Here is a 15690-nt window from a genome sequence, read left to right as displayed (position 1 = left end):
CCTCTAAAATAATTGGTTTCTCTGGTACTTGACGCTTAGAGCTTTTACCTATAGGAGCATTCCCCTATAGAACCCCATAACTCTAGTTTTCAAGGTGCGTTCATCCTGCGATGACTGGGTTTTTTAAGCGGTTGCTTACCCGGCCCGCTATTCTTAATATCATACATCAGATAAAGTCGCCCTAAAAGGGCGAGGCTTTAAACCCAATTTTTCGGTAAAAAATCTTGTGACCTTCGAGCGCGATAATTCCCAAACCACCTCGCGAGTCATTGCCGCTAACTCGCGCTTTGCCAATACTTATTATGCCATTCTAGGACTACATCCGAGTGCCTCGGTGATCGAAGTGCGACGCGCCTATCGGGAACTGAGTAAACGATACCACCCCGATACTACCGAACTCAGCCCCGAAGTGGCAACGGCTAAATTCCAGCGTCTTAACGAAGCTTATGCCACCCTGAGTAATCCCGATCGCCGTTCCCTGTATGATTTACAGATAGGTTACTCGCGCTGGAATGTCATCCAAACCATCCCCGATGGCGATCAACCCATAGCTAATCGTAGCGCCTATCTCGATCCGACCGATCGCCCCCTATCTTCGGGAGAGATTTTTGCTTTGTTTATCTTGGCACTCACCCTGCTGGGCTGCTTGTTACTAGCGGTGATTATTGCTATGCTTCGAGGAGAGAATGCCGTCACTGTAGCCCAATTATTTTTGATTTAGATGCGATGAAGATTCCCACTGCCGATACTCCCCTCTATAATCATCCCTTACCGGCGATCGAAGCATGGCTAGTTAAATTAGGTTGTCGGAAAAATACCGAGAATATCCACTGTTGGACTGTGGAAAAACCGACATGGAAAGCGGAAATCTGCCTCGAAATCGAAGAAATCACCGTTCGTTACTTTCGGGCAGCCAATGACGGCAGTGACATCAATCGCGCTTTTAAATACTCCCTTAGTCGCCAAGATATCGAATCGGCGGTTTTTTCTGGTCCCTAATCATCGGTTAAACTTTTGACTATCTAAGGCTTGCTCAATAAATCTAAAAACCTTGTTAGGTAAGACTTTTAGACTTTTTGGTTTCCAAACAGTACCAGATCTGGGAGTGATCGGGGGGAGAATTCAGGGACTTTTTCCCTGAAAATTGACTAATTGACCACCTGAAAATCGGTAAAACCCCACACCCCACACCCCACCCCCCCGATGTCGGGGGGGTTGGGGGGGGGCCACACCCTACCCCGTTAAGACAGCACCGCAGTTGGCAGCGAGGAGAGCTAGTCCGAGCATTTGTACTAAATTGTCCGAGACACGCTGTCAATCCAGTACACTTGTTCAGACTGAAATCAACGCTCCCCCACAACTGGAACCGCTGCCAGCAGTGCAACCGTAGCAATAGGAAGCGGTTTGTACCTCTGTAATTACATCTAAACTATCCGCTTGTAATAAATCCGACAGGGTTAATTTTTGTCCTTGACTGGTGCAAGCAGCCAGATCCTCCATCTGATTAAAATCGCAGTCATAGATATTACCCAAATAATCAATGGAAAGCTGATTACGACACATCAAATGCTCGACAGTATCGCCATTAAAATGGTCTTCGAGGAATTGAAGATAGGGTTGATAGAGTTGCTGGTGTTCCAGATGGAAGCGCGTCCTGCCGACGGGTAGGTTAGTGATAGTAAACAGATTGTTAAAAGAAATATTAAAATGTTCTTGCAAGAACTTTTTGTAATCCCGTGTTAGGGATACCTGATCCGGTGTGAGAGAAAAATTCTCTGACTTAGGAATCTGGGGATTATAGACTAAATCCACAATCAAATTCGGCTCTTGAGCGTAGCCGAGACGGTTTAACCATTGTAAAGCGGCGATTGATCGATCATAGACTCCCAGACCGCGCATTTTATCCACATTATCGGCAAGATAACAGGGTAAAGAAGCCACCACCCGCAGCTGATGGCCAGCGCAATATTCAGGAATATCAGTAAATCCTTTCTCGAAATAAATAGTTAAATTCGAGCGCACGATTACCTCTTTCCCCGCTTTTCTAGAGGTTTCCACAATTGGCTTAAAACCGTAGAGCATTTCCGGAGCGCCGCCAGTCAGATCGACGGTTTTAATTTGGGGAAATCTTGCGATCAGTTCGATAATTTGTTCGCACACTTCTGGAGTCATTTCTTCGGAGCGAACTGGACTAGCTTCCACATGACAATGGCTACAAGCAAGGTTACATCTTTTCCCCAAATTAATTTGCAGAACCGAGATTTTTTGCTTAGTTAAAAGAGTGTTTAGTTTCTCAACAAAAGGAGTCATGGGAGAGTAATCAGTAATCAGTGAAAGGTAAACAGTAAACAGTAAACAGTAATCAGTGAAAGGTAATCAGTAATCAGTAATCAATCATGACTGATTACTCACATCTAATAACTGAGGCTCTCCTAGACTGATTATAGCAAATTAGTAGTTTAAATGAGCCTAAACCCTTAAATAGCGTTGGGTTTCATGCTTCAACCCAACCTACGTTCTAATCAATGATAACTGATAACTGATAACTGATAACTGACGGATCAAACTTGTCTCGACGCTGCTTTTTTAACAGCAACCGCCTCCGTTATAGTGCCAAGTGGACTCGGTGATGAGGATATCTTCGGCAGAGAAACGAGCTAAGTTGCTCGCAGTTTTATCACAGACAGCCACCGGTAATCCTTTGGCTAAAATATGCCCAGCACCATCATCAAAAATTGCCTCCGTACCAGTATAAATAGCAGTTCTGCCCGTAAAAATACAAGCCCCATCTTCGGGAATAGCTACTTTAAAAGCAACGGAATCCAAACTTTCTAAGAGGAGCGGCTCGGCTAAATTATAACTCTGACAGTCCAGTAAACGATAGGGACGACGGGCCCGAATTTCTACCTGACCAAAACCAGCAGCAATCAACTGTTGAATATAATCATCGTAGGTCAAGGCCCCCGATAGACACATAGCGCGTAAACGCTGATCTTCTTGCAAATGTTCGGGAATTGGACGAAGGGCGATCGGATCGCTCATCAGTAAACGTCCTCCCGGTTTTAAGACGCGAAAAGCTTCCCGTAAAGCTAACTGTAAATCGGCTGGTTTAAAGATATTAAAAAGACAATTCTGCGCCACCACATCGACGGAGGCATCCTCCACCGGCAATTCAAAGGCAGAACCATCTCTAATTTCCACAAAATCGAGACTAAACCAGGGATTTTCCAGCAGTGCTTCGCCGAGATTTCTTTGGGCTGCCCAACGCATTTCCGGCACTGGATCCACCGCAATGACTCCCCCCGGACGACGGGAAAAATAGGCGAATTGCAGTGCTTCTAAACCACCACCCACACCCACATACAAAACCCTGGGAGAATTGCCCAATTCATTAACCTGCACCGTCGTGCCACAACCATAGTTCATCTCCTGCATAATGGCGGGGATTTTTAACCCCGGCAGTTGCAAGGGACTGCCCTGGACACAACATAGCCCCACTTCCGGAGTTTGGGCTACTTCGCTGTAAAATTTGGCAGTGGCTTCCAGATAAGTCATTTTCATCCTTTAAACTCCTTTTCTCTGATCAATTCAAGGATCGACTTCCCATCCTCGCCCAAAGCTATCTTAGCATTTGTACTGACCTTTAACCCCTAACTGATCACCTTTAGATAGCCAAGTTCATCGGCGCTCAAATCCCAGAAACGGGTTACACTGTCTTTAAAGTTCGCATCAAAAACAGCAATATTCACAAGGGCAAAAGTAGCGGCTATCCTGTTATCTATCAACTTAAAGATAATAGTTGTGTTTTATTGAAGATTGATTATTTGGAGTATAATATCCTAAACATTTAAGGATTTGTTCTGCTGGTGAAAGAGGCTTTAATTGACCAATAATGTAGATATTTGTATCTAAAAAAATTCTCCTCATTCATAACGCTCCTGAAACAGTTCTTGCTTAACTTCACGAATAAGCTCTAAAATCTGTTCCTGAGTTTCGATACCTGCTTCTTTAAATGCAGCTTGCATATTAGTACGCGCTTGTTCAAACTCAACTTGTTTGTTTTTATCGGGGACAATAATAACAAGTTCAACCTCTGTGTCTGTTGGCAAATCTTGATGGGGTTGCTCGATAATTAATTGTCCATCTTTGATTTTGGCTTTAGTCTGAATAAATTGCCTTTTTGATTTTTTCTCAGACTCAATCTGGTTTATTGCATCTATCTTATCATTTTTGAGCAACTACAGTTCAACAGCCCGATTGTGAGCGAGAAGTAGTTCAAGGCTGACCGCTGAAATAACTGATAACTGAGAAAACGGTAGCAATTTCTACCAAAAGTCAGAATAAAATTCGTTATTGTCATAAGGTCATGACGGAATGTAATTAAAACCAGAAAGAATGCGGATCGAGCAATTGCAAGCCTTTTTAGCCGTAGCCGATACGGGCAATTTCGGTCAAGCGGCGCGCCAGTGTGGAGTCACCCAATCGACTATCAGCCGCCAGATTCAATCCCTAGAAACCGATTTGGGCTTACCTCTTTTTCATCGTACCGCCCAAGCGAAATTAACCATTGCCGGCGAGAAATTACTGCCCCGGGCGAAACGAATTTGTCAAGAATGGACGAATATTCACAGGGAAATCACTGACCTACAGGCAGGAAAACAGCCAGAATTGTGCGTGGCGGCGATTCATTCCGTCTGCGCCCACTATTTACCGCCGATTTTGCCGAAATTCTGTGCTGAATACCCAGAAGTTCAGTTAAGAGTTACAGCCCTAGGCAGCGATCGCGCCCTAAAAGTGCTGCGGGATGGTTTAGTAGATCTGGCCTTGGTAATGAATAATCGTTTTCTCACCTCTAGCCCGGAGATGGTGGTAGAAATATTATACGAAGAAGCGATCGAAATTCTCATGGCCGCCAATCATCCCCTCGCCCGATACAAAGAAGTGCCATGGTCAGAATTAATCCCCTATCCGCAAGTGGTTTTCAAAGATGGCTACGGGATGCAAAGATTAGTACAAGAATGGTTTTCTCGTCAGGATGCCCACCTAAAAACTGTCATGGAATTAAACACCCTCGATGCTTTTCGCGGTGTGGTGCGTCAGGGTAATATTATCGCTCTTCTGCCCCAATCGGCCCTGATGGAGGCCCATAGCGATGCCACCCTCGCCATTCGTCCTCTTGCTTCCCCTAGTAGCGAAAATCCCCATCTTAATAATGGTAAATTTAGTCATCGTCTCACCCGTCAGGTAGTCCTTGTCACCACCAGCGATCGCCTACAGATACCACCGATCGCTCATTTTTGTCAATTAGTGCGGCAAATGCGGCAAATTATGGTTAAAAGCTTAGAAAATCACCACGTCCAGCCTTAGCAATCCCCATCAATCCCATTTACTCTTTATTTTCTTCCTTGAGATGAGCGATACTTTTCGAGAATTATTAAAAGCGATCGGTAGTGGCACCCATACGGGCAAAAATTTGACCCGTCCCGAAGCGGCAATGGCCACCAAGATGATGTTAACCCAAGAGGCAACCCCCGCCCAAATCGGTGCTTTCATGATTGCCCATCGCATTAAACGCCCCACCAGCGATGAGTTAGCGGGAATGCTTGATGCCTACGCCGAGCTTGGCCCAGAAATAACCCTAGAATCAGCCTCTTTTCAGCATCCGATCGCTATTTTTGGCAATCCCTACGATGGACGTTCTCGCACTACCCCGGTTACTCCGATCACTACTTTAATCTTAGCGGCGGCAGGGGTTCCCGTAGTCCTGCACGGGGGCGATCGAATGCCGACTAAATACGGTATTTCCCTCAGGGAAATCTGGCAGCAATTAGGAGCAGATTTTAGTCAATTATCCTTAGCAGCAGTGAAAGACTGTTTAATCACCACAGGATTGACTTTTTTCTATATTCCCCGCCATTTTCCCCTAGTAGAGAATTTTGTTACCTATCGGGAGCAAATCGGTAAACGTCCGCCTATGGCCACGGTAGAGTTAATCTGGTCGCCTTTTGTGGGTAATATTCATCAGATATCGGGTTTTGTTCATCCCCCCACCGAAGATCGTTTTCGCGAAACTTTTGCCCTGAGAAATATCTCTCACTTCACCACCGTGAAAGGATTAGAGGGGAGTTGTGATTTAGCCTGTAATCGGACGGCAATTATCGGTCTGGGAAATCCCACCGATCCCCCTTCCTTTCAGCGATTTTTCCTAAATCCTCGCGATTATGGCTTCTGTCCCTCGGATTATCCCCTGGAATCTTTAGAATTGCTCACCGCTAAATTAAAGGGTTTATTAGCCGGAGAAAATAATGAATTAACCGATGCGGCAATTTTTAACGGTGGTTTTTATCTTTGGCGCTGTGGAATTGCCCCAGATATCCCCACCGGTTTCCAGCAAGCAGAACAATCTTTACAGTCAGGAAAAGCCCTGGCTAAACTAGAACAAATCTCTAATTATCTGGAAAATCAGGAATAGATAGGAATAGGGTTGTAGGGAAAATTACTTCTAAATCAATCATTAATTCGAGAAGTTAGGCCAAGAAGGTAAACCCCAGACTTGGTTTCAAGATAAATACTTTTGGGAAAAAACTTTCCCGACTGCATCATTTTCTCGCTCCAGTGGGAAAGCTATGACTACGGTAAACGATTTAGAAGTTTGTAATTCCTATCACAGTCGCCCATAGAAAAGCGCTCATGTCTGCAATTAACCCCTCGACGATCAAAAGTGAATTTATCTCTCCCTCTTTTTCTATCTTAAAACTGAAGGAAAACTCCCTCCACCTAGATGAAGATTTTCTCGGCAGTGATTTAGAAGATGATTTAGTATCTAGTCCCCAAAAAAGCTACAGCAACGGCACAACTACCGACTTAGTATTTTTGTACCTACAAGACATCGGCAGAGTGCCTCTACTCAAACGAGACGAGGAAGTTGAACAAGCGCAACGGGTGCAGCGTCATCTGTCTTTAGTGAAATTGCGCGCCACTGCCGTTAAACAAGGTGATGCACAACTACAGCAATTTGTCAAGTTAATGGAGGTTCGCGATCAGCTAACCGCTCAATTAGCCCATTGTCCCCCCCTAGAACGCTGGGCAAAAACCGCGCAAATCAGCGTGCCTGAGTTAAAAAATGCTTTAAAAGCAGGAAAACAGCGTTGGGCGCACCTAGCGGGCTTAGAAGTGGGGGAATTAGAAGAAATTATTGCCCTTGGTACCCGTGCCAAAGAACAGATGATCAAGGCCAATTTACGTCTGGTGGTGTCGGTGGCCAAAAAATATCAGAATCGCGGTTTAGAATTATTGGATTTGATTCAAGAGGGAACCCTCGGTTTAGAACAGGCTGTCAAGAAATTTGATCCCAGCAAAGGCTATCGTTTTAGTACCTATGCCTACTGGTGGATCCGTCAAGGAATGACGAGAGCGGTCGCAACGCGCTCGCTACGCGAGATCGCAACTCAAAGCCGGCTTATTCGCTTACCGGTTCATATTACCGAAAAACTCAACAAAATTAAGAAGGCACAAAGGAAAATCTCACAAATGCGCGGTCGCACTGCGACCGTAGAGGAAATTGCCCAAGAGTTAGCTCTGACTCCTGAAGAGGTGCGGGAATTGTTGATGAAAGTGCCGCGTTCGGTTTCCTTAGAAATAAAAGTGGGTAAGGAAAAAGATACGGAATTATTAGACCTTTTGGAATCCGAAGCAGTGTCTTCAGAAAATCATTTTGTCGATGAATCTTTGCAAAGAGATATCAGAGAATTATTGGCAGATTTAACCACTCGCGAACGAGAAGTGATTGAATTGCGCTATGGTTTTCTCGATGGTCAATCCCATTCTTTAGCTGCTATCGGTCGCACTTTGGAATTATCCCCGGAAAGGGTACGACAAATTGAGTCGAAAGCGTTGCAAAAACTGCGTCAACCCCAGCGACGTAACCAAATTCGCGATTATTTTGAAGCGTTGAGTTAGTTAGATCATCAACAGAAGAACCCTGCTAGGGAGTTAAATACTCCCTATTTTTTTAGGAGACTTTAACTCAGCCAGAACAACGATTTGTCAGTTGCATTCCAGACGTTTTTGACGCTCTGCTAAGATTGTTTTTAAATTCGGTCGTCCGGTTAAGGTTAATCGCCAAGAAGCCCAAATTTCATAGATAATATCCACTAGAAACCCGATAACTGGCCATTTGGTAGCGGCATAAATCCAACCGATGCCCAAAATGCCCCTGTCCGGTTAATATGTCCAATTTTGTTTTGTCTGTAGGGTATAGGTTCCGTCGCGCACATTGACCCGATGGGGGATCAGCTTCAGGTCTCGGAAGATATTAGCTTGGTGTTGTAGGGCCGTCAGAGAGCGATCATCGATCGGGATAATGGCACGTTCAGAGGCCCTTTGTTCGAGATTAGCCACGATCGCCGGATCGATCTCGTGGTGAGCTGCCAAGCGTCTCGTCGCCTCTAACTCCTGTTGTTTGGCCCAGGCCCCCGCCTCGTTCACCTCCTCTAAAATCACCTTCAGTACATCGGGATAATCCCGCACCAATTCGGGAACCGCATAATAATAGGTCGGCACTTCTACAGAGGCGTTTTCCCCAAAGATACTCTCTAGATCGGCCAACGACCTTCCCGGATAGCTGCGCGTCTCCGTGGGAGAATAGGGAACCCAGACCACCCAAGCGTCGATCTCACCGCGACGGAAAAGCACCAGCGCTTCCGGTTGAGTCGCATACACCGGTTCGATATCGCTTAATTCTAGATTCACTCTCATCAGGGCGCGGATGAGGACATAATGGGCGCTCGAACCTCGATCGAAGGCGATTCTTTTTCCTTTTAAATCCGCCAAAGTCTCTATTGGCGAATCCTCTGGCACGAGAATCGCCTGACCTTTCGGGGCGGTATATTTCTCTTTGGCCACCCGGACGAAGACGTGTTCGGCCGCTTGGGAGAAAATACTCGCCGTACCGCCACCACCGCAAAAGTCGATCGTTCCGTTGCTTAAGGCCTCGATCAGAGAGGAAGCGGCCAGAAAACTCGTCCACGTTACCGTCACCCCCAAGGGTTTTAAGCGTCTTTCCAGAAAGGCCTGGGCGCGGAGAACTTCCAGATTGGTCATGCCCTCGGGATAGCCGATCTTGATGGTTCCTAGCCGCCGCGCTTGTTTGGCGAGGGGAGTGATAGGGTCGGGGGTTGAGCGCTTGAACCAGCGATCGATCAGGATACAGAAGAGAATTCCGGCGATAAATAATCCCACGGTCTCTAATAGCCGGGGAGTGGTATTCCGGGGGAATTTAAAGCTATCGACGAGGTTCAGAATCGGGTTATCCGAGGGAGAATTTTGACCGACGGCGATCTCGCGTAGCGAGCGCTTTGCGTTCGTGTCGGAAAATCGAGCCAGGAGAAAGCTCCCCACCAGACTGGTCAAAAAAAGCAGCGCGGGAAGAACTCCCCGGCAATTTCGCCACGGTTTCCAGAGACACTTAATCGAACGGTGGAGCATGGGATTTCTCGCAGAAAACAAGATTTATTATCGATAAAGGGGACAAGAGGGAAGGGTTTCCCAACTCCCTCGGCATAGCTGCCATTAGTTTTATCTACATACTATAGAAATCCACGACTCCTCGATTGTGTAACAAAGTACATTTATAAATGTATTGAAAATGATATAGTTTCAAAATAAAATTGCGCCCGCATTTGAGAGATCGAGGTGGTATGGATGGATTGGTTGATCGAAATCGTCAAAATCGCGGTGGCCACCGGCATAGCCACCACCTTCGACGACAATATTTATCTAACCGGCTTCTTTAGCGAGGTAAATCGTACCTTTCGCCCGGTTCACGTTGTCGTCGGCGAGCTAGTCGGGTTTACGGCCTTGGTATTGGTTAGCTTGGTCGGTTTTCTACTCGGCCTAATCATCCCACCGATTTATATCGGTCTTCTCGGAATGCTGCCGATCCTCATCGGTGTGAGAAATTTACTGACGTTAAATCGCGATAACGAGAGGGAAACCGCAGATCGCAAGGTTAATTTGCGAAGAAACGCCCAATTTCATGGGTTTGCCTCCCGCAGACTATCCCTCGCTCAAGTCCTCAGAGATCGCCAAACCTATAAAGTTTCCGCGGTCACGATATCCAATGGCGGCAATAATCTCGGTATCTATATTCCCCTATTCGCCAATAGTACCGTGGCGCAGTTAGCCGTAATCATCCCGATCTGCTATCTAATCGTCTGTACTTGGTTATTTCTCTCCTATAATCTAACCCGCCAACCGGGGATCGCGGTTGTCCTCAGCCGTTATGCGAGTAAGCTTTTCCCTTTTGTGCTGATGTGGTTGGGCCTACGGATTATTCTCGATAACGGCTCCTATCGCCTGTTGATTCCCATCGGCTAAATTAGACCCCCCGTAAACGCCAATCTCCAGATCCCACGGGAGTCAAAATTCAGGAAGAGAGAATAAAACACCATTTATTTCCTAGGCAGAATTATCACATCCCAGGGGGTGATTCTGACTGGGGTGTAGAGTTAGGAGATTTTAACTCAGCGAGAACAACGATTTGATGAGTTGCATTCCAGACGCTTTTGACGCTCTGCTAAGATTGTTGGTAAATTCGGTCTTCCGGTTAAGGTTAATCGCCAAGAAGCCCAAATTTCATAGATAATATCCACTAGAAACCCAATAACCGGCCATTTGGTAGCGGCATAAATCCAACCGATGCCTAAAATGTCATAGACTTGGCGAAACACTTCCACATTTTGAATGATAGTACCATCGGCTAGTACAGCATGGATTCGTCCCATGGCTGCCGCAAAGGAAATACCGCCATTTTCCTCTGGATTATAGTTTTCGGCGGCAATATCGACAAAAGCAACTAATCCTCTCCCAGCATCCTGTTTTTGCAGAAAATTGACCTCCCGCAAGCAGAGGGGACATTCTCCATCGTAGAGGAGTTTAATTTTCCAAGAGGGCGATCGAGTAGAATTTTCTAAGGTATCGGCAGATTGAGTCGGTAAAGATGACATGATCTTCTAGGGATTCTCGTTTTAGTGATTAGTGAATGGTTGGGGTTTGACAGCATTTTTCTTTATTTGTGGCAGACATAGTACTCCCCTCTCCCACCTCCTCCTTGAACGAATTCCCAGGGTTTGGGTGTGAGGGCAAGTGACCATCTCTGCCATGACTTTAGAAAAATGCCATGAAATGACTATAATCGTATCCATCGAAAAAAATCTATGATTGAAGACGTAAAAAGTGATTGACTTCATGGATTATCTGGGCTAGAGTGTGTGATGCAGATCACTTAAGTGTGTGATGCAGATCACTTAGTTGTGTCGCAAAACTCAAGTTTGAATTGTGCTTATGATTCCAATCTTAGGACTATTTTCACACAGATGGGGGAAATACACAGGTAATGGTCGCCCATCAAAGACAGGCGATCTCGCGTAGCGAGCGCGTTGCGACCGCAAGCGGTACTCGTACTGTGAACCTGTAAATTTCTACTGATGGTGACATAGGTGTGCTGCTGGAGCGCAACAACAAGTTAAGCTTCCATGCTTTCTGTCTTGAATGCCTTATAATCTTTTCTAACTTATTGCCATGAAGTCAACCACTCTTGTAACTACCGCCGACTCATCGCCGGAAAACACCCGCGATGAGCAAAAGAAAGTAACCGAGAACGAGCGAATACCAAATAGTACAAACCCGACCAGTAAGATTGATGAGTTGTTAAAGGATGCTGTCGGTGACAAAAATTTAAATCAACTCTCCCGAAAAGATTTAAATGATCTTTTGAACAAAGTTGATTTTTTAGGTGCAATTGGACTTGATACTGACGGAAAACAGATACCAAAAAAAGTTGACGACAACCAAAAATCAAGTCTTACCTCAAGTCCTACCTCAAGTCTTACCTCAAGTCCTGCCTTAAGTCCTGCCTCAAGTCCTGCCTTAAGTCCTGCCTTAAGTCCTGCCTCAAGTCCTGCCTTAAGTCCTGCCTTAAGTCCTGCCTCAAGTCCTGCCTTAAGTCCTGCCTCAAGTCCTGCCTTAAGTCCTGCCTTAAGTCCTGCCTCAAGTCCTGCCTTAAGTCCTGCCTCAAGTCCTGCCTTAAGTTTTACCTCAAGTGTCTCACTACCAGATTTAGTGGGCAGTTTTGGCACGATTAGTTTGCCAAGTACAGTTGACTTCGGCGCTCTGGGGAATGCACAGGTAATTGTCACCAATCAAGGACAGGCGCTCGCCAGTGGACCTAGTACTGTCAAACTCTACATTTCCACTGACGGTCAGATTGACAGTAACGATGCCTTACTCACCAGTGTCAGCACAAACTTGAACCTAAACGCTGGGCAGTCAGTCACCCTAGACTTGCAGTATCAAAACAATACTTCAGTCATCGCTCCGGGGGCCTACTTTCTCATTGCTCAAGTCGATGCAGATAACCAAATTGCCGAACAAGTAGAAACCAATAATGTCACCAGTAAATTAGTATCGGGACTCAATACTAACGCCGTCATCGACTGGAATGCGATCGCATTAAATGCGATTCAAGCCGAGGGAAAAGCGGGGCGGGGAGTCGCGCCGACAGTAGGTTCTCGCTTAATGGCGCTGGTTTCTACTGCCGTCTATGATACGGTCCAGGCCTTCAACACTTTATATCCCTCTTATGCTGTAAATGTGAACGCACCAGGGAATACCTCGTTGGAGATGGCGGTAGTTGGTGCTGCCTATCGAGTTCTCTCTACTCAATTATCTGGACAAAATAACTTGTTCTTACAGCAAGTAGCCAATTCTCGGGCGGAGATTCTGGACAGTGCCACCGCTGAAAGCAGGGGGTTTAATTTTGGCATTTTAGTAGGCAATCAGAGCCTCAATTTACGCGCTAATGATGGTTCTAACGACAATACGCCTTTCACTCCGCCGTCGGGAGCCTATGTCTGGAGACCAGAAACCTCTGGCCCGACTGCTGGGGTAGCAGTGGGTGCGAACTGGGGGGGAGTAGATACTTGGACGATTGGCGACATTGACCAGTTTGTCTCGCAAAATCAAATTGATGTAACTCTTGATGGCCGTCCCGACACAAATCCTACATTGTATGCCCAAGAAATTGAAGAAGTCCGGCTCTATGGCGGCTTGCAAAACACTGCTCTGACTACCACTTTACGCAATGCAGACCAGACAGAAATGGCTGTTTTCTGGTCTTATGACCGGGCTGATACCTTCCGTCCCTACGGTCACTTAAACCAAATTGCTCAAGGTATTGCCGTCGACGAGGGCAATACCTTGCAAAAAGATGCCAGTCTATTTGCCGCGTTAAATACTGCGCTGGCGGATGCGGTAATCGTCGCTTGGAAAGAGAAATACACTGAACTCCAACCTCGCCCTGATGACATAATTGCCGGAGGATTTGCGGCTAATGACGGGTTAGCTTCTACGGTGGGCGATCCCAATTGGAAACCCTTGCTGTCACCATTAATGGGGGTTAATTCGCCAGCTTTCCCGGATTATATGTCAGGGCATTCTGCCATGGGGGGAGCATTTGCTGGAGTGATGACCGAATATTTTGGAGACAACTATGTGTTTAGTGCTGTCTCCCAAGAACTTCCCGGTGTCGTTCGTAATTTCGATAGCTTCCATGAAGCGGGAATGGAAGATGCCATCAGCCGTCTTTATGGCGGAGTTCACGTCCGTGAGGCTTGCATTGATTCTTTTAACATGGGGTTAGCTGTTGGCGAGTTTGTCGCAACAAATTTCTTTCAGCCGATTTAAAATCGGGTTCGTTGTTAAGGCTCCGGCCCGATGATTGACAATGGAACGTTTGTCTCTGGCACTTTTTTAGTCAAAAAAGTGCCAGAACTGTTTTCTAGGAAGGCTTCCAGTAATATTCGGCCAACCCTATCTAGGGTTGGCTGAATAAATGTGAAATATTGACGAGGTAAGGGGTTTGGGGCTTTTTTGGCGAAGCAGGTGCAAGATTTTCAAGCTAGTGACTCAAAAACCTTGCATCTTGATCGGTTGGCATCCTGTAGGGGCGAAGCATTCGGATAGAAAATCTACGGTTTCAGCGATAGGTTATTGCCCGAATGCTTCGCCCCTACTTTTTCAACCAACCCTAGATAGTCAACAGCTTAACTGATAACTGATTCAAGGCTGTCTCCTGAATACTGAATACTGAATACTGAGGGTTATTTTATGGCAATTTATCAGATGGGATGGTATCACTCTCTACGGGTTCTCGATCGTTGCGTTTTGAGAAACCCCAAGCAAAGAGGATAGCAATTAAACTGATCATAATCCATTCTGGCGGCACAAAATCGGGACTAATCACCCGCAACAGCAATCTTAAACCCACCAAACCGACGGTGACAAAACCGGCATCTTCTAGGTGGGTGTATTCCTCTAACCAGCGAATAAATAAACCCGCCATAAAGCGCAGGGTAACTACTCCGATCGTACCACCAAGCAGGATCAACCAAGTATCATCGGCCACGGCGATGGAGGTGGTAACACTATCGAGGGAAAAAGCTAAATCGGTAACGGCAATGAGGGGGATAGCTTGCCAGAGAGATTGAAACTTGAGACTATGATGGGTGTGATCCTTGTCTTCCGGGGAGGCAAAGTAATTAAAGACTAACCAGAGCAAATATACTGCTCCCAAAAGTTCAAACTGCCAGTATTTAACCACCCAGGTGGCGGTAAGAATCAAGACCATACGGAGAATATAGGCGAAAACTAAGCCAATATTCAAGGCCTGACGTTGACGCTGATGATCTCCTAATCCCTGTGCTATGGAAGCGAGAGCAATGGCGTTATCTGCTGATAATACCGCTTCTAGGGCAATGAGAACCAACAGAATTAACGGGGTTTTTAGACTAAGGGTTAGAGATGAATCAAGGAGCGAGTCTAACATTGAGGCCGCAGGTAAAAATAAATGTAATCATGGCAATACCTCAGCTTAACGCTTTTACAACTTTCTTTTCTAGGGGAGATAACCGTCACCGGGGTGGGGAGATATGAAGTCTTGTAACGAAATGATGCAGAGGACCCCGATGATGTCGGAAAGTATTGGATGAATATCTTTATGAGGAGATAATCAGCAATGCTTTCTGATACTCAAGTTTTAGTCGCTCTGGTAATTGCTTTAATCCCCGGGATTTTGGCTTTTCGTCTAGCGACGGAACTTTATAAGTAAAGTCGCTTTCAATAAACCCTGATCCCGTCTGACCTAGCTATAGGATAGACCGATTGGGGTTTTTTTGGTTATCGGTCATCAGTTATCAGTGATTGGGTGTAACTTAAAAGTAATTAGCCACCTTTCTCACCGATTTTACTTGTACTCATAAATCTATGACCGCACGAACACGAAACCAAACCGACAAAAAACCGAGCAAAAAGCCAAAAAGCGTCAATAAATCCCAAAACTGGCAAGTTATCGAGATTTGGCTGCGAATTATTGCCTATAGCGCTCTTTCGATCACGGCAGTTTTTGCGATCGCTCGTTTGCTACCCTACCAACAGATGCAACAGGCAAAACTGGAAGAACTGCGTTTGGCAGCCCAGGAAAAGGAGGAACGGGTTAATCAATTGCGCGGTCAATTTACTCGCAGCTTTGATCCTAGTCAAGCGCGGCAAGTGATGGGGGAACAAAGTCCCCGACGGGATCCTAATCAAAGACGCATTTTTTGGGTTTCTCAGTAGAATCGAGCGAGATAAATT

The 15690-nt window shown here is 45.9% G+C and carries 16 protein-coding genes and 2 pseudogenes; 10 read left to right on the top strand and 8 right to left on the bottom strand.

Annotated elements, in window-relative coordinates:
* Window positions 1-226: 226 nt before the first annotated feature.
* Window positions 227-721: a J domain-containing protein gene (locus ACE1AQ_RS10285; RefSeq protein ID WP_002736811.1), complete on the top strand. Its 495-nt coding sequence runs from the start codon at window positions 227-229 to the stop codon at window positions 719-721.
* A gap of 5 nt (window positions 722-726) precedes the next feature.
* The gene (locus ACE1AQ_RS10280; RefSeq protein ID WP_002779884.1) at window positions 727-999 is read left to right on the top strand and encodes a DUF3143 domain-containing protein; all 273 of its coding nucleotides are present in this window, start codon (window positions 727-729) and stop codon (window positions 997-999) included.
* A gap of 333 nt (window positions 1000-1332) precedes the next feature.
* Here the strand turns inward: ACE1AQ_RS10280 and arsS are convergent, their stop codons facing one another.
* Together arsS and arsM are read right to left on the bottom strand one after the other, a co-directional pair.
* A complete protein-coding gene (gene arsS / locus ACE1AQ_RS10275) occupies window positions 1333-2310 on the bottom strand; it encodes an arsenosugar biosynthesis radical SAM (seleno)protein ArsS (RefSeq protein WP_110545106.1) in 978 nt (325 codons plus the stop codon).
* A 276-nt stretch (window positions 2311-2586) separates the two neighbouring features.
* Window positions 2587-3561, bottom strand: a complete 975-nt coding sequence (gene arsM, locus ACE1AQ_RS10270) for an arsenosugar biosynthesis arsenite methyltransferase ArsM (RefSeq protein ID WP_008199869.1) — start codon at window positions 3559-3561, stop codon at window positions 2587-2589.
* Between arsM and ACE1AQ_RS10265 the strand changes: the two are divergent.
* Window positions 3528-3824 (top strand): annotated as a pseudogene (locus tag ACE1AQ_RS10265) (hypothetical protein); the annotation flags it as partial. The gene arsM and the pseudogene ACE1AQ_RS10265 overlap by 34 nt on opposite strands.
* 99 nt (window positions 3825-3923) lie before the next feature.
* On the opposite strand, the gene ACE1AQ_RS10260 reads toward ACE1AQ_RS10265, so the two are convergent.
* Window positions 3924-4238 (bottom strand): hypothetical protein, encoded by a 315-nt coding sequence (locus tag ACE1AQ_RS10260; RefSeq protein ID WP_253257733.1) that lies wholly within the window; start codon window positions 4236-4238, stop codon window positions 3924-3926.
* 157 nt (window positions 4239-4395) lie between these two features.
* Between ACE1AQ_RS10260 and ACE1AQ_RS10255 the strand changes: the two genes are divergently transcribed.
* The 3 genes from ACE1AQ_RS10255 to sigC all read left to right on the top strand — a co-directional run bounded on the left by ACE1AQ_RS10255 (window position 4396) and on the right by sigC (window position 7959).
* On the top strand, window positions 4396-5367 hold the full coding sequence (locus ACE1AQ_RS10255; protein WP_008199874.1) for a LysR family transcriptional regulator: 972 nt from the start codon (window positions 4396-4398) through the stop codon (window positions 5365-5367).
* A 43-nt stretch (window positions 5368-5410) separates the two neighbouring features.
* Complete coding sequence (locus ACE1AQ_RS10250; protein ID WP_008199876.1) at window positions 5411-6472, top strand: anthranilate phosphoribosyltransferase family protein; 1062 nt, start codon at window positions 5411-5413, stop codon at window positions 6470-6472.
* A gap of 218 nt (window positions 6473-6690) precedes the next feature.
* Complete coding sequence (gene sigC / locus ACE1AQ_RS10245) at window positions 6691-7959, top strand: RNA polymerase sigma factor SigC (RefSeq protein ID WP_110545108.1); 1269 nt, start codon at window positions 6691-6693, stop codon at window positions 7957-7959.
* A gap of 67 nt (window positions 7960-8026) precedes the next feature.
* On the opposite strand, the pseudogene ACE1AQ_RS10240 reads toward sigC, so the two are convergent.
* Both ACE1AQ_RS10240 and ACE1AQ_RS10235 read right to left on the bottom strand, forming a co-directional pair.
* Window positions 8027-8211 (bottom strand): annotated as a pseudogene (locus tag ACE1AQ_RS10240) (thiol-disulfide oxidoreductase); the annotation flags it as partial.
* Between the two features lie 12 nt (window positions 8212-8223).
* A complete protein-coding gene (locus tag ACE1AQ_RS10235; RefSeq protein ID WP_106909833.1) occupies window positions 8224-9486 on the bottom strand; it encodes a sulfonate ABC transporter substrate-binding protein in 1263 nt (420 codons plus the stop codon).
* Window positions 9487-9702: 216 nt separating this feature from the next.
* Between ACE1AQ_RS10235 and ACE1AQ_RS10230 the strand changes: the two genes are divergently transcribed.
* Window positions 9703-10377 (top strand): cadmium resistance transporter, encoded by a 675-nt coding sequence (locus ACE1AQ_RS10230; protein ID WP_008199882.1) that lies wholly within the window; start codon window positions 9703-9705, stop codon window positions 10375-10377.
* Window positions 10378-10523: 146 nt separating this feature from the next.
* On the opposite strand, the gene ACE1AQ_RS10225 is transcribed toward ACE1AQ_RS10230, so the two are convergent.
* Both ACE1AQ_RS10225 and ACE1AQ_RS10220 read right to left on the bottom strand, forming a co-directional pair.
* Window positions 10524-11006 carry a thiol-disulfide oxidoreductase DCC family protein gene (locus tag ACE1AQ_RS10225; protein WP_106909834.1) on the bottom strand — a complete coding sequence of 161 codons (483 nt, stop codon included), beginning with the start codon at window positions 11004-11006 and terminating at the stop codon, window positions 10524-10526.
* A 735-nt stretch (window positions 11007-11741) separates the two neighbouring features.
* Window positions 11742-12137: a hypothetical protein gene (locus ACE1AQ_RS10220; protein ID WP_374808358.1), complete on the bottom strand. Its 396-nt coding sequence runs from the start codon at window positions 12135-12137 to the stop codon at window positions 11742-11744.
* A 7-nt stretch (window positions 12138-12144) separates the two neighbouring features.
* On the opposite strand from ACE1AQ_RS10220, the gene ACE1AQ_RS10215 reads away from it, so the two are divergent.
* Window positions 12145-13743 (top strand): CARDB domain-containing protein, encoded by a 1599-nt coding sequence (locus ACE1AQ_RS10215; protein WP_374808356.1) that lies wholly within the window; start codon window positions 12145-12147, stop codon window positions 13741-13743.
* A gap of 421 nt (window positions 13744-14164) precedes the next feature.
* On the opposite strand, the gene ACE1AQ_RS10210 is transcribed toward ACE1AQ_RS10215, so the two are convergent.
* Window positions 14165-14884, bottom strand: coding sequence for a TerC family protein (locus ACE1AQ_RS10210; RefSeq protein ID WP_106909836.1), 720 nt, complete (start codon window positions 14882-14884; stop codon window positions 14165-14167).
* A 189-nt stretch (window positions 14885-15073) separates the two neighbouring features.
* Between ACE1AQ_RS10210 and psaM the strand changes: the two genes are divergently transcribed.
* Window positions 15074-15166 (top strand): photosystem I reaction center subunit XII, encoded by a 93-nt coding sequence (gene psaM, locus ACE1AQ_RS10205; RefSeq protein WP_012264462.1) that lies wholly within the window; start codon window positions 15074-15076, stop codon window positions 15164-15166.
* A gap of 155 nt (window positions 15167-15321) precedes the next feature.
* Window positions 15322-15672 (top strand): hypothetical protein, encoded by a 351-nt coding sequence (locus ACE1AQ_RS10200; RefSeq protein WP_106909837.1) that lies wholly within the window; start codon window positions 15322-15324, stop codon window positions 15670-15672.
* The last annotated feature ends 18 nt before the right edge of the window (window positions 15673-15690 follow it).

Source organism: Microcystis sp. BLCC-F209, assembly GCF_041928595.1.
Taxonomy (GTDB): Bacteria; Cyanobacteriota; Cyanobacteriia; order Cyanobacteriales; family Microcystaceae; genus Microcystis.
This window is presented reverse-complemented; position numbering and strand designations above follow the sequence as displayed.